The organism is Curtobacterium sp. Leaf183 (genome assembly GCF_001424385.1).
Classification (GTDB): Bacteria; Actinomycetota; Actinomycetes; order Actinomycetales; family Microbacteriaceae; genus Curtobacterium.
The window spans coordinates 541,005-560,494 of record NZ_LMPO01000008.1 but is presented as its reverse complement, the minus strand read 5'-3'; the positions used below and the strand labels follow the sequence as shown (position 1 = coordinate 560,494).

The window sequence follows — 19,490 nt, the reverse complement described above, 5'->3', positions numbered from 1 at the left end:
CGCTCAGTCAAGGGTCGCTGCCGCGGCACGGAGTTCGGCCAGCGCTGCCAAGGCGTGCTCGGCCAGCCCGTCGTCCTCGGCCACCTGGCCACCCGACCACCGCTCGAAGCCCCGCTTGAACGCGAGCACACCCATCTCGCTCGCCAGCCGTGCCGGGGCATCGGCGACACCGCGGGCGACGAGCGCATCGGTCATCGCCGCGGCCATCCCGACGGACTTCAGGGCGTCGCGCTCCTGCAGCTCGGCGCTCGCGGCGACGGCGACCCGCAGCCGTGGACCGAGTTCCCGGTTCACGGGACCCATCTCGGCCGAGGCCCGCTCGAGCCCGGCCGCGACGGCAGCCAGGGGCGTGCTGTCCGCGGGGGCCTCGGTGATCCCGTCGGCGAGCAGGCGGCTCAGCGTCTCCTGCCCGGCGACGAGCAGCTCACGCTTGTCGGGGAAGTGCCGGAAGAACGTGCTCTTGGTCACGCCGGCGCGTTCGGCGATCTGCGTCACGGTCGTCTCGTCGTAGCCCTGGTCCGAGAACAGGTCGACGGCGGCCAGGACGAGTCGTTCTCGAGCTCCGGGCTCCCAGCGTGCCATGGGTCGAGCATATCGACGGGACTGTTGTCCCATCACGGGTGTACCGTGACGGGACAACAGTCGCATCACTTCGAGGAGCACCCATGCACGTCTTCATCACCGGCGGGACCGGCACCATCGGCACGGCCGTCGTCGCCGAGTTCATCGCCACCGGACACACCGTCTCCGCCCTGGCCCGGTCCGACGCCTCGGCTGCCACACTCACCGCGGCCGGAGCCACGCCCGTCCCCGGCTCGATCGACGACGTCGACCTGCTGCACGCCCAGGCGGCCGCGGCCGAGGGCGTCGTCAGCCTCGCCTTCCCGAACGAGTACGACAGCGCCGACGGGCTCGCCGCCGCCATCGCGCAGGAGTCCGCGGCGATGACCGCCCTCGGATCGGCACTCGTCGACTCCGACCGGCCGTTCGTCGTCGTGTCGGGGACGCCGTGGGTCGCCGGACGGGCCGCGGTCGAGACCGATCCGCTGCCGCTCGAGGGGCCGGTCGCCGGGCGTGCGCGATCGGTCAACGCCGCCCTGGCCCTGGCTGACCGTGGCGTGCGGGTCTCGGCCGTCCGCCTGCCGCGCACCGTGCACGCGGACGGCGCCGGCGGGTTCGCCGGACTCCTGACCCAGGCGGCCCGGCGCACCGGTGTGGCGGGGTACCCGGGGGACGGGCAGCAGCGTTGGCCCGCCGTGCACGCGCGCGACGTGGCCGTGCTGTTCCGGCTCGCGCTCGAGTCCGCCCCCGCGGGGAGCGTCTGGCACGCGGTCGCCGACGAGGGCGACCGGGTGCTCGACCTGGTCGAGGTCATCGGCCGACGGCTCGGCCTGCCGGTGGAGCGGGTCGCGGACGAGACCTTCGGCCCGTTCGGACCCATCTTCGCGATGGACCAGCCGGCGTCGAGCGAGCACACCCGCCGGGCACTCGGGTGGGAGCCCACCCACGCGAGCCTGCTGGCGGACCTGGAGACGATCGCGCCCTGACGGGCACCGGACTGGAGGCTCGTGGCGGGCCCGCCACGGGCCTCCCGTCCGGTCCGGATCACCAGCCGAGCGTGCCCGGCTCGCCCTTGAACGGCCCGACCACCTTCGACGTGATCCACCCGCCGTAGAAGTCACCCGCCTGCGACTGCACCCGTTCGCCCGCGACCTCGCAGGAGTCCATGCGGCTCGGGTAGACCGCCACCCGGCCGACGAGTTCGCCGTAGCCCGGCTCGGGCGTGGGGTAGTACCAGGCGGCACTCGGGACCGTGACGTCCCCGCCGTGCACGTCCTCGTACTGCGCGCGGCCCTTGAACTCGCACATGCTCGTGCCGCTCGTCGGGGTGAGCGCCCCGTCGACGAAGTCCTCGACGGGCAGGTAGTAGACGGGCGGGTGGCTCGTCTCGAGCACGCGGACGGCGTTCGTGGTGTCGGCGATCACCTCGCCACCCAGACGCACCACGATCCGCTCGTCGGTCGGCTCGAGCCGCGGCGGGCGGGGGTAGTCCCACACCGACTCCTGTCCGGGGCCGGGAGTGGTCGGGGTGGGGTGTCCGGGCCAGCGAGGAGTCATTCGACCGGTCTACGCGGCGAAGCCGAGCAGCACCTCGTTGAACGCGTCCGGTTGGTCCAGGTTCGTCGCGTGCCCGGCGTCCTCGATCACCACGGCCCGGCCGTTCGGGTTCGTGCCGACGGCTGCCTGTGCGTGCGAGCACGGCCAGAGCTGGCTGTCGCGCCCGGCGACCATCGTGAACGGGACGTCGAGGCGGGCCACGACGTCCCGCCAGTCCTGCAGGCCGTGGTCGCGGAGCAGGCGGACGGTCTCGGGCGCGTTCGGCGTGCGCACCGCCGGGAAGCCCCCGATCCGCTCGACCAGCCGCCGCACGCCGGGGTTCTCCGGGTCCACGCGCTTGCCACGGCCGGTGTCCGGGATGCCGTCGTCGAAGAACGTGCCGCTGTTCTGCGGGGTCATGTCGTAGAAACCGTGCTGCCAGGAGTCGTCGTTGACGAGCCTGGGTGTCTGGTCGATCGTCAGCACCTTCGCCACCCGGTCGGTGCCGAACAGGTCGACCATCGCCCAGATCGTCGAGGCGCCCATCGACTGCCCGACCAGCAGCACGTCGCGCAGGTCGAGGTGGACGAGTAGTTCGTGCAGGTCGGCCCCGTGTCGGGCGACGCGCTGGCCCCAGAGCACGTCCTCGCTGTCGCCGTGGCTGCGGCGGTCGAACGCGACCACGCGGTGGCCGGCGGCGAGCAGGGCGTCCTCCTGCAGCGCCCAGCCGGTCGCGGGCATCGCGTAGCCGGCCACCAGGACGACGGTGCGACCGGGCATGCCGGGCATGCCGGTGCTGCCGGTGCTGCCGGTGCTGCCGGTGCTGCCGGTCTCCGGTGTCGTGTCGGTGTAGGCCAGGCGAGCACCGTCCGACGACGTGAACGACGGCATCAGAACGCCTTGCCGGGGTTGAGCGTGCCGGCCGGGTCCAGCGCGTCCTTGACCGAGCGGTGCATCGCGATGACCCGTTCGCCGAGTTCCTCGCGGAGCCCGGGCAGCTTGAGCAGCCCGACGCCGTGCTCGCCGGTGACGGTGCCGCCGAGGTCGAGGCAGTCGGCCACGATCCGGTCGAAGGCGGCCTTCGCGCGGGCCTTCGCGGCGGTGTCGCCCTCGGGCGCGATGATCAGCGGGTGCAGGTTGCCGTCGCCGGCGTGGGCGATGTTCGCGATCGTGACGTCGTTCGCCGCCGCGGTCGCCTGGATCCGGCGGAGCATCTCGGGCACGGCGCTGCGCGGCACGCAGATGTCCTCGGTGAGCACCGGTCCGAGCCGCTCGAGTGCCGGGTACGCCAGCCGACGTGCCTGGAACAGCCGGTCGATCTCGTCGGGGTCGGTCGCGCGCTCGACGTCGGTGCCGCCCGCGTCGGCGAAGACCCCGGCGACGTGGTCGGCGATGTCGTCCCCGGCTGCGCCGCGCTCGTCGATGCGTGCGAGCAGGAGCGTGTCGACCTCGGACGGCAGGCCCAGGTGCATCCAGTCGTCGACGGCGCGCAGGCAGGTGCGGTCGACGATCTCGAGCGCGGCGGGGATGATGCCGGCCCGCGAGATCGCGGCGACGGCGTCCCCGGCGGCGCTGAGCGACGGGAAGTACCCGATGACGGCCCGCTCGTCGCGCCCGGCGAGGGGGAGCAGCTTCACGGTGACGCTCGTCACGATGCCGAGCGTGCCCTCCGAACCGACCATCAGCGCCGTCAGGTCGTACCCGGCGACGCCCTTCGCGGTGCGGCGCCCGAGCTCGACCACGGAGCCGTCGGCGAGCACCACGGTCAGGCCCAGCACGTAGTCGCGCGTGACCCCGTACTTGACGCAGCAGATCCCGCCGGCGTTCGTCGCGACGTTGCCGCCGATCGTCGAGATCGCCGAGCTCGCGGGGTCCGGCGGGTACCAGAGGCCGTCCTCGGCGACCCGGGCACGGAGGGCGTCGTTGATGACCCCCGGCTGCGTGACGGCGTAGCGCTCGTCGGTGTTCACCTCGAGGACGGCGTCCATGAGCTCCATCGACACGACGACCGAGTGCTCGACGGCGTTCGCCCCACCGGACAGTCCCGTGCCGGCGCCGCGAGGGACGACACGGACCCCGTTCGACGCAGCCCAGCGGACCGTGGCGACGACGTCCTCGGTGCTGCGGGCGAGCACGACGGCGAGCGGCAGATGGGACTCGGCCCACTCGGCGTCGTCGTGGCGGTAGCGCTCGAGCGACTCGGCGTCACGCAGGACCTGATCGGCGGGGAGCAGCTGCTCGAGGGCGGTGGTGTCGACGGGGTTCGTCAGGGTCATGGCCGTGCTGGTCCTTCCGAGGCGCTGCGGTGCGGCTCCGACGACCGTACGCCCTGCCGGCCGGAGCGTCTCCTGCCAGATCGTCTCGTGCCGGAGCGTGGGCTCGCCGGGTCGCCACGTTCCCGATCCGCGCTGACGGATCCGGTCGACGGAACCCGGGGTGAGCCGACCGGATTCGTCACCGCGAGGATCGAAAACAACCGCCCCGTGGCGATCCCGGCCTGGCAGTGCCGGCCCGGACGTCGTCACACACCGGCACTGCTGCCGCGTTCGGGTTCTGGTTCGTGCTCGTCAGTCCAGGCAGAACTCGTTGCCCTCGAGGTCCTGCATCACCAGGCACGACTCGTTCTCGTCGTCCGCGATGAGCAGACGCACCCGCGAGGCACCGAGTGCTTCGAGTCGGGATCCCTCGGCCTCGAGCACCTGCAACCGCTCGTCACCGACCAGTCCGGTGGCGACCCGCACGTCCAGGTGCAGCCGGTTCTTGACGACCTTGCCCTCGGGGACCCGCTGGAACCAGATCCGGGGGCCGACACCGGCCGGGTCGACACACGCCTCGCCGTCGCCCTGCACTCGGTACCCCAGGACGTCGGCCCAGAACCGGGCGAGCGGTCCGGGGTCGGCGCAGTCGATGGTGACCTGGAACTCGCGCGCAGTCGGCATTTGCCAACCGTACGCGGAGCTGTCATTGCTGTCCCGGCCACTTGGGAGTAGCTTTTGAACGTGTTCGAAAATGACGAGAAGCCGCTGCCCAAGCGGGAGCGCACCCGGGCGGCCATCCGTGCCGTCGCGATCCGGTCCCTGCGCGAACAGGGCTACGACGCCACGACCATGCGCGGCATCGCTGAGCAGGCCGGACTGTCGGTCGGCAACGCGTACTACCACTTCCCGACCAAGGACCACCTCGTGCAGGAGCTCTACGTCGACGTGCAGCACGAGCACCGTGCGGCGGCGCTGCCGCTGCTCGACACGACCGACGACCTGACCGCGCGCATCGGGATCGTCGTCCGCACCGGGCTCGCGAACCTGCGGGAGTACCACGCCATCGCACCCCAGTTCCTCACCGCGGCGATGGCGCCCGGCTCCCCGGTCAACCCGCTGTCCACCGAGTCATCCGAGGCGCGCGACCTGGTGCTCGACCTGTTCCGCCGGGCGGTCGCCGGGGCGCGTCAGAAGCTGCCGGGCGACCTGGCCGAGGACCTGCCGACGGCGCTCTGGATGGGCTACCTGCTGTTCGCCCTGTTCTGGACGTACGACACGTCACCGGACCAGCGCCGGACCGAGCGGCTCGTCGACGCGATGCTCCGGGTGCTCCGCTTCGCCCTGCCCATGCTGCGCGTCCGCCCGTTCCGCAGCGCCGTCAGCGAGATCGTCGGCATCGTTGCCGGGCGCGCGGCATGACCGCCGAGCTGCCCGTGCCCACGTGGACCTGGCACGCGAGCATCCGACTCGAACTCCGCGCGCTCGGCTGGATGCTCGGGGCCACCCTGCCGGTCGTCACCGTCGTCGGTGTCCTCGTGGCGCCGGCCGTCCCGGCGCTCGGAGGTGGCCTGGGCGGTGGCACGTGGTGGTCGACCGCTGGCAACGCAGTGCTGGCGGCCGTGTACATGGACGCCGTGTCCTTGATCCCGACGGTGGTCGGCGCGGTCGTCGCGCTGCCGTTCACGATGCTGCTCGGCGTGCTGATGCGCCCTGTCCGTCACCGCGTCCTCCACGTGCTGTCCACCGCGCTCCTGGCCGGGGCGCTCGCCGCGATGCCGGCCGCGGTGTGGCCGTCGGCCTGGCCGCTGTTCGCCGTGGTGTCGGCCGCAGCGGGGGCCGCGGGAGCGCTGGCCCGGGCAGGTGGCTTCCGGCGCGCTGACCGTGCGGTCGGAGCGACGCGGTCTGACCAGACCACCTCGGCCACGACCGTTCCCGACGAGACCGCACGACCGACCGCATGAACGCCGCCCCGGTCATGCCGCCCTGGACCTGGGGAGACAGCCTTCGGCTCGTGAGTTGGTCGCTCCTCTGGTTCGCCCTCGCCTTTCCGGTCGTCCTGTTCGAGGCATTCGTCCTCTCCGCGGTCGTCCAGGCGCCGGGCTCCACGATCGGCGACGGCACGTGGTGGGTCGACCTGGACTCGACTGCGGGATGGGCGCTGTTCATGAGTGCGTTCGCCGCCGTCCCGGTGGTCCTCGGCGGCGCAGTGGCGCTGCCGTTCGCCAAGGTGCTCGGTTCGGCGTTGCGCCGGGTCCAGTACCCGGCTGTGCACGTCGGGGCCAATGCGCTGCTCGGAGGGGCGCTGGCGGCGGTGCCCGTCGCGCTCGCGCCGGAGCTCTGGGCCGTCCTGGTCCCCTTCCCCGTCGTTGCCGCGTCGGCAGCCGCGCTCGCGCGGGCCGGTGGGTTCTGGCTCCCGGCTCGATGTCATCCGCGGCCGTACGGTGGTCCGGTCCGTTGAAGCGGCATCTCCGGTACGGTCACGACATGACCACGGCTCGCGTGATGCTCGTGTACCGCCTCGTCTTCGCTGCGCTCGTGCTCGTGGCGCAGGTCGCACAGTTCTCGGTGTCGGTCCGGCTGGGGCTCGGGATCGTGAACTTCTTCTCGTACTTCACCAACCTCGGCAACCTGATCGCCGTCGTCGTGTTCGTGGTCGGTGCCGTCCGGCTGGCGCGGGGGTTGCCCGAGACGCGGGCCTGGGCGGTGGTGCGGTTCTGCTCGGTGGTCAACATGGTGTTCGTCGGCCTCGTCTTCAACGTCCTGCTCGCCGGACTCGACCTCGGACCCCTGTACCCGTGGGTGAACGTCGTCCTGCACATGGTGATGCCGGTCGCGGTGCTCGTCGACTGGGTGGTGCTCCCGCCGCGCGGCCGGCAGCCGTGGCGCGACGCCCCGATCGCACTGGTGTTCCCGGTCGTCTACAGCGTGTACTCGCTGGTCCGGGGTCCGATCACGGGGTTCTACCCGTACCCCTTCTACGACGTGGACGCGGTCGGCGGGGTCGGTCCGCTCGTGCTGTACCTGCTCGCGCTGATCGTCGGACTCGCCGTGTTGGCCGTCCTGGTGCTCGCGCTCGGCCGGCTGCTCGGGGCTCGGCGCCGGCGACGGAGCGCGCTCGCGGGCTGAGCCCGGGTCGAAGCGACGGCGTGGACCGGGTACCGTACCAGGATGACCTCCGAAACGAACAGCACCATTGACCCCACCGACGAGGGGCCCGTGGTGACGTTCGCCGACTTGGGGCTCAGCGAGCCCGTGCTCAAGGCCGTCAAGGAGATCGGGTACGAGACCCCGTCCGCGATCCAGGCCGCCACCATCCCCACCCTGCTCGCGGGCCGCGACGTCGTGGGCCTCGCCCAGACCGGCACCGGCAAGACGGCCGCGTTCGCGCTGCCTGTCCTGTCCCGCATGGAAGCCGGCAGCAAGCTGCCCCAGGCCCTCGTGCTGTCGCCGACCCGCGAGCTCGCGCTGCAGGTGTGCGAGGCGTTCGAGCAGTACGCGTCGCACATGCGCGGCGTGCACGTCCTGCCGGTCTACGGCGGACAGGCCTACGGCGTGCAGCTCTCCGCCCTGCGCCGCGGCGTCGACGTGGTCGTCGGCACGCCCGGTCGCATCATGGACCACATCGCGAAGGGCACGCTCGACCTGTCCGAGCTGAAGTACCTGGTGCTCGACGAGGCCGACGAGATGCTCAAGATGGGCTTCGCCGAGGACGTCGAGACGATCCTGGCCGAGACCCCGGACACCAAGCAGGTCGCCCTGTTCTCGGCGACGATGCCCGCGCAGATCCGTCGCATCTCCAAGCAGTACCTCAACGACCCGGCCGAGATCACCGTCAAGGCGAAGACGACCACCTCCGCCAACACGTCGCAGCGCTACCTGATCGTGTCGTACGCGCAGAAGGTCGACGCCCTCACCCGCATCCTCGAGGTCGAGGACTTCGAGGGCCTCATCATCTTCGTCCGCACCAAGAGCGAGACCGAGACCCTGGCCGAGAAGCTCCGTGCCCGTGGCTACGCCGCCGCGGCCATCAGCGGTGACGTCGCCCAGGCGCAGCGCGAGCGCACGGTCAACCAGCTGAAGTCGGGCAAGCTCGACATCCTGGTCGCGACCGACGTCGCCGCCCGTGGTCTCGACGTCGATCGGATCACCCACGTGGTGAACTTCGACATCCCCGTCGACACCGAGTCGTACGTGCACCGGATCGGCCGCACCGGTCGTGCCGGTCGCAGCGGCGCCGCGATCAGCTTCGTCACCCCGCGCGAGCGCCGGCTGCTCATCGCGATCGAGAAGGCGACCCGCCAGCCGCTGACCGAGATGACGCTGCCCAGCGTCGAGGACGTCAACGTCACCCGCCTGACCCGCTTCGACGACGCGATCACCGCGGCGCTCGAGTCCCGTGGGCGCATCGACGCCTTCCGCGACATCATCGCTCACTACGTCGAGCACCACGACGTCCCGGAACAGGACGTCGCCGCGGCGCTCGCCGTGGTCGCCCAGGGGGACACCCCGCTGCTGCTCGACCCCGCCGAGGACGCCCTGCGTCGCCAGGTGGAGCGCGACCAGCGTCGCGACGAGCGCAAGACGCGCGAGGACGACGGCGGTGACCGTCGACGCCGCTCGGTCCCGATGACCCCCTACCGCATCGAGGTCGGCCGTCGCCACCGCGTCGAACCGCGCCAGATCGTCGGCGCGCTCGCGAACGAGGGCGGCCTGCGTCGCGACGACTTCGGTGCGATCCGCATCCAGCCGGACTTCTCCATCGTCGAGCTGCCCTCGGACATGCCCGGCGACGTGCTCGGCAAGCTCAGCGACACCCGCATCAGCGGTCGGCTGATCGAGATCAAGCCCGACCGTCGCGGGGGTGGCGCGGGCGGCTACCGCCGCGGACCGCGCGAGGACCGCGACGAGCGTCCGGAGCGCCGGCCGCGCTACTGACGCGTCCCCCTGACGAACGGGAGGCCCGGTGCCAGCTGGCACCGGGCCTCCCGTCCGTCTCGGGGTGCTGTCGCGCGGCGGTGGTGGGTGGGATCGCGCGTAGCGGGTCTGAACTTCTGACCGACCATGCGCGATCCGATTGCCTGTGCGCGGTCCGACCCCCCTGCCCGATGTGCGCTCCTATGCCCGAGCGGGTTCTGCGACGCCCGCCAGCGTCCGGCGGCAGACCTCGTCCCAGGGGGTCGGTTCGATGCCGAAGTGCTCCCGGGCCGCGCGGTCGTCCAGCACGTAGGGTGCCGTCCACTGGTACCCCATCTCGGCGATCTCGCGCATCATCGGCGACACGAGCCCGATGGCCCGCAGCGCCGGTGCCGGCAAGCGGTGCACGGTGACGGCCGGCTTGCCCGCGGCGGCCAGGACGTCGGTGAGCGCCCGGACCTGGGACACCGGCGCGTTCGAGGGCACCATCCACGTGCGGCCGAGCGCGGACGGGTCGTCGGCCGCGGCGACGAGCAGGCGGGCGACGTCGAGCACGTCCGTGAACGTGTGCGGCAGGTCGGTTCGACCGATCATCCACACGCCCTTGCCCCGCAGTGCGTCCGGCAGCACGCGCGTGACGTGGCCGTTCTGTCCGATGCCGCTGCCGACGTAGTCCGACGCGCGGACCTCGACGGTGCGCAGGCGTCCGTCGCGGTGCGCATCGAGCGCGTCCTGCCACATGCGCGCCCGCAGGACGCCCTTGTGGTCCGTGGCAGCGTCCGGGAGGCCCTCGTGCATCGAGCCGGTGGTGGGTCCGTACGGGTACAGGTTCCCGGTGATCGCGTACACCGCACCGGTCCGCTCCGCCGTCGACAGCAACGACGACGCGAGCGGGGGCCAGGTCCGCTCCCACTGCGTGTAGTCGCCCGGGTTCGCGCAGTTGTACAGGACGGCGGCGCCCTCGGTGACGCGCGTCAGGGCATCGGCGTCGGACGCGTCCAACGCGAGGTGGGTCACGCCGGCCAGGCCGGTGTCGCGGCCCGTGCGGGTGACGACGGTGACCTGGTCGCCGCGGCCGGCGAGCAGTGCTGCGACGTGACGGCCGACGGGGCCGGCGCCGACGACGACGTGGTGCTGCGACATGGGGTTCCTCCCGGTACGAAGTGAGAGCACTGCTCTCGGTTCACCGAGCATGACACCGCCCGCCACAAAAAGCAAGAGCGGTGCTCTCGTTTGTGATCGGCGCTCTCTGGTGGCAGGGTGGACGGATGACCGATCGGGCACCGACTGCACGCGACCTCGCTCGCGAGACGATCCGCGCGCGCATCACCGACGCCGCTCGCGCCCGGTTGACCGACGAGGGGCCGGCCCAGCTCAGCCTGCGCGCGGTCGCCCGTGACGTCGGCATGGTGTCGTCGGCGCTGTACCGGTACTTCCCGAGTCGGGACGACCTGCTCACCGCGCTGCTCGTGCAGGACTACGACGAGCTCGGCGCCGCGGTCGAGGCGGCCGACGCCGCGCACGACCGAGCGGACGTTGGAGCGCGGTGGGTCGCCGCGTGCCGGGCGATCCGCACGTGGTCGCTCGCGCACCCGGGGGACTTCGCGCTGCTGTACGGCTCGCCCGTCCCCGGGTACGCGGCGCCGCAGGAGACGATCGAGCCCGCGACCCGGGCGACACTCGTGCTGGTCCGGATCGTCATGGACGCGATGGACGGCCGCGACGCACCCACCTCGGCGGTCGTCCCGTCGCCCCGCGCACCCGGCTCCGTGGTCGACGGTGCGATCGACTACATCCGCTCGCGGGGGATCACACGGGACGCCCCGGTCGAGGCGGTGATGCGCACGCTCATGGCCTGGACGGCGGTGTTCGGCACCGTGTCGTTCGAGCTGTTCGGGCACTACGTCGGATCGGTCACGGACCACGAGCGGTACTTCGACCTGGTCGTCGAGCGACTCGCGGCGGACATCGGCTTCGCCGCCGCTCGTCCCCAGATCGGGGCGGCGGACTGACAAGGGTGCCGCCCCTGAGGTAGACAGGTCGTGGCGCCGAGCCCGACCCGACGGACGGAGCGCTCAACCACCGTCCGATCAGGAGACCCCTTGCAGCGCATCACGACGTCGGTCGTCGGCTCGGGAACCGCACGATGACCGCGCTCGACCTGAGCCGTCAGGACCGCCGGCGCCTGTCGACGGGCACGGCCCGCCGCCGCATCACGGCCGTGCGGACGGTCGCGCTGCTCGCCTCGCTCGCGGGTCTGAACTACGTCGTGTGGCGCTGGGTCGCGTCGGTGAACTGGCACTCCTGGTGGATCGCCGTGCCGCTCATCCTGGCCGAGACCTACAGCGTGATCGACTCGCTCCTGTTCGCGTTCGGCGCGTGGCGGCTCCGTGAGCGCGGCGAACCGCCGACCACGCCCGCCACCGACGTCACCGTCGACGTCTTCATCACCACGTACAACGAACCGATCGACCTGGTGATGCGCACGGCCCGTGCGGCGCAGGCGATCCGCTACCCGCACAGCACCTGGATCCTCGACGACGGCAACCGCCCCGAGATGCGCCGGGCGGCCGAACAGCTGGGCCTCGGGGTGATCACCCGCGGCCAGGACTGGGTCGACCGTCCACGCCACGCCAAGGCCGGCAACCTCAACAACGCGCTGATGGCGACGCAGGGCGAGTTCCTGCTCATCCTCGACGCCGACCAGGTCCCGGACCCGGCGATCCTGGACCGGACGCTGGGGTACTTCAAGGACCCCAGGATGGCGCTCGTGCAGACGCCACAGTGGTTCGAGAACGTGCCGGACGCCGACCTGCTCGGCAGCCAGGCACCGCTGTTCTACGGTCCCATCCAGCAGTCGAAGGACGGGTGGAACGCCGCGTTCTTCTGCGGTTCGAACGCGATCCTGCGGCGTGAAGCCCTCATGCAGCTCGGGATCTCCCGCTACGTGCAGGAGGTCGAGGCCTCGGTCGAGCGCACGCTGAAGACCTCGCGCAAGCTGTTGGCCCGGGCGCGCGAGACCGAGACCGACCCGCGCGTGCTCACCGCGCTCGACGACGCCGAGGGCGTGGTGGACCGCGCCCGCGACCAGATGTCCCGCGACGAGCCCCTGGGCGACGTCACCTACGAGTTCCAGCGCGGGATCGACGCCATCGCGTTTCGGTTCGCCGCCGCCGACCTCGAGTCGGTGCGGAACGACCTGCAGGACCTGGCGGCGATGTCCACGGACGCCAACACGTTCGCCGGGCTCGACGACGCCGCACTCGACGTGCTCGGACAGCGCAACGCGTCCCCGGTCGTCGCGATCGAGGCGATCGCTGTGCTCGCCCGCGCGGTCGACGTGAACCGTGGCGACGAAGCGCAGGCGGTGATGCCGCTGGCCACGATCTCGGTGACCGAGGACATGGCGACCGCGATGCGCCTGCACGGCCTGGGATGGAAGTCGGCGTACCACGACGAGATCCTGGCGAAGGGCCTGGCCCCCGAGGACCTGCCGACCATGCTCGTGCAACGCCTTCGGTGGGCGCAGGGCACCATGCAGGTCTTCTTCCGCGAGAACCCCCTCGTGCAGAAGGGCCTGTCGTTCGGGCAGCGGCTCATGTACTTCTCGACGATGTGGAGCTACCTGTCCGGCTTCGCGGCGATCGTCTACATCGCAGCCCCGGTGCTCTGCCTGTCCTTCGGCGTCGTGCCGGTGCAGGCCTACAGCGTCGACTTCTTCGCGCGCCTGATCCCGTTCCTGGTGCTCAACCAGCTGCTGTTCTGGGTCGTGGCCGCCGGCAGACCCACCTGGCGCGGGCAGCAGTACTCGCTCGCGCTCTTCCCGGTGTGGATCGAGAGCGTGACCAGTGCCTTCGAGAACGTGTTCCGCGGCAAGCCCCTCGGCTTCCGGGTCACGCCGAAGGTCCGCGACGAGGCAGAGGCGAAGCCGCGCTGGGACCTCGTCCGCCCGCAGCTGTTCGCGATGGGGGCGCTCGTCGGGGCACTCGTGCTGATCGGCATCCGCTACCTGACCGGGCAGGCGTCCGGCATCGCGCCGCTCGTCAACACCGCCTGGGTCGTCTTCGACCTGTTCATCTTCAGCATCGTCATCCGCGCCGTGCTGTACCGCGGACCGGGCACCGTCCAGTCCGAGCACGAGTCGACCACCTCCGGAGGCCCCCTGTGACCGCGTTCGACGTCCCCGCCGTGCCCGAGAGTCTCGACACCGTCCAGGACCGCTTCGCCGTGTGGTGGGACGGGCTGGGCGTCGACGACGTCGCACGTCGTTTCGCGCTGGAGACCGCCGTGGCCGAGATCGCCGCGAACATCGTCGAGCACACGGCGCGGACCGACCGTCAGGCCGGGCGGCGCTACACGGTGGAGCTCCGCGCGACCGAGCAGGAGTACACGGCGGTGCTCCGTGACAACGGGCTGCCGGTCGACCTCGACCTGAGCGCCGTGACGATGGCGGACGTCGACGCCGAGAACGGTCGTGGCCTGGCGCTCGCGATCGCGGCGCTCGACCGACTCGAGCACCGACACGAGGGCGGACACAACGTGTGGACGCTGGTGTGCACCCGGTGAGCAGGACGTTCACCAGACTCGTCACGTTCGTCGTCGTCGCCGGCACGCTGCTCCTCGGGGGAGCGCTCCCGGTACAGGCCGCCCCGATCACGCCGGCGTCCGACCGGGCCTGGTACGGCCCGGACCTCGACTGGGGCTCGGATGCGCCCGACGGGTACGCGGGGCGGCTCGGTGCGACACCGTCGAGCTACGGCGTCGAGGTCGACTACCCGATCGACGGCGCCGCCCGGAAGCAGCTGCTCCGTTCGACCCGTGCCGCAGCGGCGCAGGGGGCCACCCTCGTCGTGAGCCTCGAGCCCGACGTCGCGCTGCGCACCCTCACCGCTGCCGACGCCCGGCACGCCAACGACCTGCTCGAACAGGTGCACCAGCAGTACCGCACGCAGGTGCTCGTGCGGTTCGCGCCGCAGATGAACGGCACGTGGGTGCGGTGGGGGCAGCAGCCGACGCAGTACGTCGCGGCGTTCCGGGCCCTCGCGAAGGCGGTGCACGGCGGGTCGTCCGACGCCCTGATGGTCTGGTCACCGTCGTACGGCGCGGGCTACCCGTTCGGCCAGTCCGCCGGGCGACTGCAGGACCTGTCCGCCACCGACACCGCGAAGCTCGACACGAACGGCGACGGGCAGCTCACCGCAGCCGACGACCCCTACGAGCCGTACTGGCCGGGCGACGCGTCGGTCGACTGGGTCGGCATGTCGATGTACTACTTCGGCAAGGGCAAGGCGACCGAGGCCGCCGGGCGCGACGTCCCGCTCACGTCGAACGACGTCCCGGAGTCCGGCGAGGTCGCGGCCCGCTTCGCCGAGACGTGGGGCTATCAGCAGCCGCAGCAGAGCGACTTCTACACGCGCTTCGCCCAGGGGCACGACCGTCCGATGCTGCTCGACACCGGGGCGCTGTACGACCACTCGCTGCGCGGCGCCGACGAGCTCGCCGTCAAGCAGGGGTGGTGGCGGCAGGTCTTCAGCGCGATCCAGGACCGCCCGCTCGTCCGCGGTGTCACGTTCCTCGAGACGAACCGCCGCGAACCGGAGGCCGGCAACCGCGTCGCCGACTGGCGAGACACGGCGGTGCCGGGCATCGCGGGCTCCCTCCGCACCGACCTGCAGCAGACCGATCGCTTCGTGTCCGGGCCGGTGACCGAGCGCATCACCCCGCAGGACGGCAACGCCGCCACCAACCAGCAGCTGGACACCGGCGGCGACCAGATGGCGTGGATCGTCTGGTTGGCCGCGGGGCTGGCCGCCGTGTTCCTGCTGAGCGGGCTGTTCGGGCGACTGCTGCCGAGCTGGCGCTACCCGGACGACGGCAAGCCTGGGCGCGACCTGCGCCTCGACCTGTTCCGCGGGTTCATCATCCTGGCGGTCGTGATCACGCACATCGAGATCGGCGGTCCGTACTCGTACCTGACGCTGCACGCGGTCGGGGCGATCACCGGCGCCGAGATGTTCGTGTTCCTGTCCGGCATGGTGCTCGGCATGACGTACCCGCTCGCGGTGAGGAAGTTCGGCGAGTGGGTGGCCGCGGTCGGGGCGTTCAAGCGGGCGCGCAAGCAGTACGTCGTCACGCTCGTGGTGATCGCGGTCGTCTTCGCGCTGAGTTTCGTGCCGTTCCTCAACACCGACGCGATCACCACCTTCACCGACCGGGGGACCGGCACCGGCGGCGTCGGCGCCGAGGGCCGCGTCTACGACCTGTACCCGAACGCGATGCAGCTGCTGGCCTACCCACCGCCGTGGTTCGCGATCCGGCAGTTCCTGCTGCTCGAGATGGGGCCGTGGCCGTTCAACATCATGGGGCTCTTCGTGGTGCTGAGCCTGTTCATCCCACTGTTGCTCTGGGTGATCCGCCGCGGGTTCTGGTGGGCGGTGCTGGTGGTCAGCTGGGCGCTCTACGTCTTCCAGGCGCTCAACCCGGACTTCGCGCCGCTGCAATCGCAGTTCAACGCGGTGTTCCCGCTCCTGACCTGGCAGGTCGTCTTCACGCACGGCCTCGTGCTCGGGTACTACCGCAGGCAGGTCGTCGGTGCGCTGACCAGCCGCGTGGGCAAGGTCCTGATCGGCATCGCGATCGGCGGGTACGCGGCGTTCCTGGTCTACGTCTGGGCGGCGAACCACGCCGGGTTCACCCCGACGCCGTTCCCCGCGTCGATGTACGACGACCTGTACAACACGGCCTACCAGCGCGTCGACCTGCAGTGGGGGCGCCTGGTCGACATCGCGTTCTTCGCGATCGTGTCCTACGCGATCCTCACCGTGTTCTGGAAGCCTATCGCCGCGGCGATCGGGTGGCTGTGGATCCCGATCGGCCAGGCCAGCCTCTACGTGTTCGTCTGGCAGGTCTTCTTCGCGCTCGCGATCGCGTCGATCCCGGGGGTCCCCTGGGGCGACTTCTGGATCGGCTTCGTGGTGCACTCCGCGCTCATCCTGCTGGCCTGGTACATGGTCCGCAAGAAGTTCCTGTTCAGCGTCATCCCGCGCTGACCGCACACGGTGCGAGGTTGGCGGACGGTGCGGGGTTGACGGCGTGGTGCGAGCCTGTTGCCTCGCACCGAGCGGCTGACGCCGCACCACGTGCACAGGGCGAGCGCGGTCGCGCACGGTGCGAGGTTGGCGGACGGTGCCGGGTTGACGGCGCGGTGCGCGCCTGTTGCCTCGCACCACGCGGCTGACGCCGCACCACGCAAGGTACGGCGGGATGCGCTGACGCACCACGTGCGGACGGGAGGCCCGGTGCCAGCTGGCAGTGAGCCTCCCGTCCGCACATGGTGCGCTCAGCGCGTCATCGCACCCATCTCGGTGACCACGTCGCGCAACACCGCCGCCAGCTCGGCAGCGTCGGCCACCGTCGTGCGGTGCGCCAGCTCGACGAGTGCCGCCATCACGAGGGTCACCGCAGTGCGAGCGGTCTGCTGGTCGGTGCGCTCGGCGGCGACCTCGATCACCGCGCTGCGCGTCGCTGCCATCCAGTCGAGCATGGAGGGCATGACCTCGGGGTGACGGCGCACCAGCTCGCGGGCGCGGTCCCGGTCCTGTGGGAGCGCGACGGTGTGCGCGACGAGCTCGCACAGGTCCGGCACGAGCGCGCCCGTCGAGGCCAGGAACCGTGTGCGGACGGTCGGCGGGACGGACCCGGGCGGGAACCCGAGCGCCGCGTCGGCCTTCGACGGGAAGTAGTTGAAGAAGGTCCGGGGCGACACGTCGGCCTCGGCGCAGATCTGCTCCACGGTGACCCCGCCGAGGCCCTGCTCCCCGATCAGCCGGGCGGCTGCGTCGTGGATCGCGTGCCGGGTCTGCTGCTTCTTCCGCTCGCGCAGCGTGCAGGAGCCGTCCAGCTCGACGGGCGTCACCGGGGTCACCGCCGGACGGTCGGCGTGGAGCCGGTCATCGGCCCGGTGAACGAGCCGGCCTCGGCGGCGGCCATGCCGGCCTCAGCCTCGAGCTGCGCCTCGGCGGACAGGTCAGCGCGTTCCTGCAGCGCCGACCGTGCGCGCAGCGGCGGCACCTTGAAGAACCAGCTCAGCACGAACGCCAGCAGGATGACGCCGAGTCCGACCCAGTAGATCGTGACGGACGAGGCGTTGAAGCCGGCCATGAACGGCCGTGTCAGCCGAGCGTCCGCGCCGGTCAGGAACGAGGTGTCGTTCGTGCTGGATGCGCTGGAGCCGCTGTCCGAGGACTGCTGCTGGAGCCTGTCGACGATCGACGGCACGGCCTGGTCGACGTAGTACTGCCGATCGGGGGCGTTCGACCAGTCGACGACGAGCGCGCCGTCCTGCACGGTGGCGTGGGCCTTCGACGCGACCGTCTGCAGCGCGCTGGCCTCCGCAGCCGGGGTGGCCGCGGCGACCTGCTGGTCGATGACCGTCTGCGCGGCTGCTGCGGGAACCGTCCCGGCGGCGACCTGCGCCTGGACCGCGGCGGTCACCTGCCGGGTGACGGCCTCGTCGGCGGCCTGCTTCGCGTCGGTGGTGGCGTCGGCCAGTCCTTCGGCGACCTGCTGCTGGACGGGCGCGGTGATCGGCTTCCAGATCTTGTCGATGACGCCCTGGTTGCGCTGGGCACTGGCGACGGTCGGGTTGAGCGCCGCGTCGAGCCCGTCGGACAGGGTGCCCTTGTCGGCCGTGGCACTGAGGATGTTCGCGGGCATCACCGAGAACAGGATCGACAGCAGCACGGCGGTGCCGAGCGTCCCGCCGATCTGGCGGAAGAACGTGGCAGACGACGTCGCGACGCCCATGTCGCGGGCCTCGACGGACCCCTGCGAGGCCAGGGTCAGCGACTGCATCACGGAGCCGAGCCCGAGCCCGATCAGGAACATGCCGATCATCAGGAACCACAGCGGCTTGTCGATGGACATGAACGTCAGGACGACGTAGCCCATCGACACCAGGGCAGTGCCGATCACCGGGAAGACCCGGTAGCGGCCGACCCGGGCGACGATCTGCCCGGACGTGATCGACGCGATCATCAGCCCACCGACCAGCGGCAGCGTGGCGAAGCCGGACTGGGTCGGGCTCAGGCCGACGACGATCTGCAGGTAGAGCGGGATGGTCAGCATGGCGCCGAACATCGCGAAGCCGACCAGGAAGCCGATGACGGTCGCCATCGAGAACGTCCCCGAGCGGAACAGCTTGAGCGGGATGATCGCCGCATCGCCCATCTTCGACTCGACCACGAGCAGCGTGACCAGGCCGACGACACCGATGACGTAGCAGGCGATGGCGGCCGGCGAGCCCCAGCCCCAGGTGCGGCCCTGCTCGGCGACGAGCAGCAGCGGCACGAGGGTGACGATGACCGCGGTCGCGCCCCACCAGTCGACCTTGGGCTTGTCGGTCTTGTCGTGCACCTTCGGCAGGTGCAGGAAGACGATCACCATGACGAGCGCGGCGATCCCGATCGGCACGTTGATCAGCAGCACCCAGCGCCAGCCGGTGATCCAGAGGATCTCGGAGGACCCGGCGAGCAGGCCACCGATCAGCGGCCCGATGACGCTCGAGATGCCGAAGACGGCCAGGAAGTACCCCTGGTACTTCGCACGTTCGCGGGGGGCGAGGATGTCGCCCATGATCGCGAGGGGCAGCGACATCAGCGCGCCCGCGCCGATGCCCTGCACCGCGCGGAACCCGGCGAGCATGAGCATCGAGGTGGACATCGACGACAGCACCGCGCCCAGGATGAACACGACGATGCCGAAGATGTAGAGCGGCCGGCGCCCGAAGACGTCGGAGAGCTTGCCGTAGATCGGCGTCGCGATGGTCGACGTGATCAGGTACGCCGTCGTGACCCAGGCCTGCTGGTCGAGGCCGTGCAGGTCGTCGCCGATCGTGCGGATGGCGGTGCCGAACACGGTCTGGCCGAGCGAGGACAGGAACATGCCCGCCATCAGGCCGTAGATGACGAGCAGGATCTGGCGGTGCGTCATGAGCGGCTGCCCGGAGCCGGGAGTGCCGGCAGCTGAGGCGTCGTGACGTCCGCGCTGCACCTGGACCGGTGCGGTGGCGGTTGACATGGGTTCCTTCGGTTCGATCGGTGGGGCGGCTGCTCGGGAGACCGGACGCGCCGTCGCGCAGACCCGTGGGGTGGGCGCCGGCACCGTTCTCGACCTTGCAGTGACTGCAAAGTTACACCATGTGCTTCCGGCAAGCAACTAAAT

18 protein-coding genes are annotated in these 19,490 nt (G+C 71.2%); 10 read left to right on the top strand and 8 right to left on the bottom strand.

What is annotated here, in order from left to right:
* Nucleotides 1–3: 3 nt before the first annotated feature.
* Nucleotides 4–582, bottom strand: a complete 579-nt coding sequence (locus tag ASG04_RS08985) for a TetR/AcrR family transcriptional regulator (RefSeq protein WP_056122704.1) — start codon at nt 580–582, stop codon at nt 4–6.
* 83 nt (nt 583–665) lie between these two features.
* Here ASG04_RS08985 and ASG04_RS08980 point away from each other — a divergent pair, with 83 nt between their 5' ends.
* Nucleotides 666–1,547 carry an NAD-dependent epimerase/dehydratase family protein gene (locus tag ASG04_RS08980; RefSeq protein ID WP_056122702.1) on the top strand — a complete coding sequence of 294 codons (882 nt, stop codon included), beginning with the start codon at nt 666–668 and terminating at the stop codon, nt 1,545–1,547.
* A 58-nt stretch (nt 1,548–1,605) separates the two neighbouring features.
* Here ASG04_RS08980 and ASG04_RS08975 read toward each other — a convergent pair whose 3' ends face one another.
* The 4 genes from ASG04_RS08975 to ASG04_RS08960 form a co-directional block, all read right to left on the bottom strand.
* Complete coding sequence (locus ASG04_RS08975) at nt 1,606–2,118, bottom strand: DUF427 domain-containing protein (RefSeq protein WP_056122699.1); 513 nt, start codon at nt 2,116–2,118, stop codon at nt 1,606–1,608.
* A 9-nt stretch (nt 2,119–2,127) separates the two neighbouring features.
* The gene (locus tag ASG04_RS08970) at nt 2,128–2,988 is read right to left on the bottom strand and encodes an alpha/beta fold hydrolase (protein ID WP_056122696.1); all 861 of its coding nucleotides are present in this window, start codon (nt 2,986–2,988) and stop codon (nt 2,128–2,130) included.
* Nucleotides 2,988–4,373 carry an FAD-binding oxidoreductase gene (locus ASG04_RS08965; protein WP_056122691.1) on the bottom strand — a complete coding sequence of 462 codons (1,386 nt, stop codon included), beginning with the start codon at nt 4,371–4,373 and terminating at the stop codon, nt 2,988–2,990. Before ASG04_RS08965 ends, ASG04_RS08970 begins: the two co-directional genes overlap by 1 nt.
* Before the next feature lie 291 nt (nt 4,374–4,664).
* On the bottom strand, nt 4,665–5,036 hold the full coding sequence (locus tag ASG04_RS08960; RefSeq protein ID WP_056122689.1) for a VOC family protein: 372 nt from the start codon (nt 5,034–5,036) through the stop codon (nt 4,665–4,667).
* Between the two features lie 60 nt (nt 5,037–5,096).
* On the opposite strand from ASG04_RS08960, the gene ASG04_RS08955 reads away from it, so the two are divergent.
* The 5 genes from ASG04_RS08955 to ASG04_RS08935 are packed head-to-tail and all read left to right on the top strand — an operon-like array spanning nt 5,097 to nt 9,290.
* On the top strand, nt 5,097–5,774 hold the full coding sequence (locus ASG04_RS08955; RefSeq protein WP_056122685.1) for a TetR/AcrR family transcriptional regulator: 678 nt from the start codon (nt 5,097–5,099) through the stop codon (nt 5,772–5,774).
* Nucleotides 5,771–6,316, top strand: a complete 546-nt coding sequence (locus ASG04_RS08950) for a hypothetical protein (RefSeq protein WP_056122681.1) — start codon at nt 5,771–5,773, stop codon at nt 6,314–6,316. Before ASG04_RS08955 ends, ASG04_RS08950 begins: the two co-directional genes overlap by 4 nt.
* Before the next feature lie 50 nt (nt 6,317–6,366).
* Nucleotides 6,367–6,813 (top strand): hypothetical protein, encoded by a 447-nt coding sequence (locus ASG04_RS08945; RefSeq protein WP_156463589.1) that lies wholly within the window; start codon nt 6,367–6,369, stop codon nt 6,811–6,813.
* Between the two features lie 26 nt (nt 6,814–6,839).
* Nucleotides 6,840–7,481: a Pr6Pr family membrane protein gene (locus ASG04_RS08940; RefSeq protein ID WP_056122674.1), complete on the top strand. Its 642-nt coding sequence runs from the start codon at nt 6,840–6,842 to the stop codon at nt 7,479–7,481.
* A gap of 42 nt (nt 7,482–7,523) precedes the next feature.
* Nucleotides 7,524–9,290, top strand: a complete 1,767-nt coding sequence (locus tag ASG04_RS08935) for a DEAD/DEAH box helicase (RefSeq protein WP_056122670.1) — start codon at nt 7,524–7,526, stop codon at nt 9,288–9,290.
* Nucleotides 9,291–9,470: 180 nt separating this feature from the next.
* On the opposite strand, the gene ASG04_RS08930 is transcribed toward ASG04_RS08935, so the two are convergent.
* Nucleotides 9,471–10,412, bottom strand: coding sequence for an NAD-dependent epimerase/dehydratase family protein (locus ASG04_RS08930; protein WP_056122667.1), 942 nt, complete (start codon nt 10,410–10,412; stop codon nt 9,471–9,473).
* 125 nt (nt 10,413–10,537) lie between these two features.
* Between ASG04_RS08930 and ASG04_RS08925 the strand changes: the two genes are divergently transcribed.
* The 4 genes from ASG04_RS08925 (at nt 10,538) to opgC (ending at nt 16,318) form a co-directional block, all read left to right on the top strand.
* Entirely contained in the window at nt 10,538–11,281 is a 744-nt protein-coding gene (locus ASG04_RS08925) for a TetR/AcrR family transcriptional regulator (RefSeq protein WP_056122664.1), read from the top strand.
* Nucleotides 11,282–11,415: 134 nt separating this feature from the next.
* Nucleotides 11,416–13,437, top strand: a complete 2,022-nt coding sequence (locus ASG04_RS08920; RefSeq protein ID WP_235515494.1) for a glycosyltransferase family 2 protein — start codon at nt 11,416–11,418, stop codon at nt 13,435–13,437.
* On the top strand, nt 13,434–13,835 hold the full coding sequence (locus ASG04_RS17575) for an ATP-binding protein (protein WP_056122661.1): 402 nt from the start codon (nt 13,434–13,436) through the stop codon (nt 13,833–13,835). The genes ASG04_RS08920 and ASG04_RS17575 overlap by 4 nt, the downstream gene beginning before the upstream one ends.
* Complete coding sequence (gene opgC, locus ASG04_RS08910) at nt 13,832–16,318, top strand: OpgC domain-containing protein (protein WP_156463587.1); 2,487 nt, start codon at nt 13,832–13,834, stop codon at nt 16,316–16,318. Before ASG04_RS17575 ends, opgC begins: the two co-directional genes overlap by 4 nt.
* Before the next feature lie 290 nt (nt 16,319–16,608).
* Here the strand turns inward: opgC and ASG04_RS08905 are convergent, their stop codons facing one another.
* The gene (locus tag ASG04_RS08905; RefSeq protein WP_056122655.1) at nt 16,609–17,193 is read right to left on the bottom strand and encodes a TetR/AcrR family transcriptional regulator; all 585 of its coding nucleotides are present in this window, start codon (nt 17,191–17,193) and stop codon (nt 16,609–16,611) included.
* The gene (locus ASG04_RS08900) at nt 17,190–19,346 is read right to left on the bottom strand and encodes an MDR family MFS transporter (RefSeq protein ID WP_056122652.1); all 2,157 of its coding nucleotides are present in this window, start codon (nt 19,344–19,346) and stop codon (nt 17,190–17,192) included. Before ASG04_RS08900 ends, ASG04_RS08905 begins: the two co-directional genes overlap by 4 nt.
* Between the last annotated feature and the right edge of the window lie 144 nt (nt 19,347–19,490).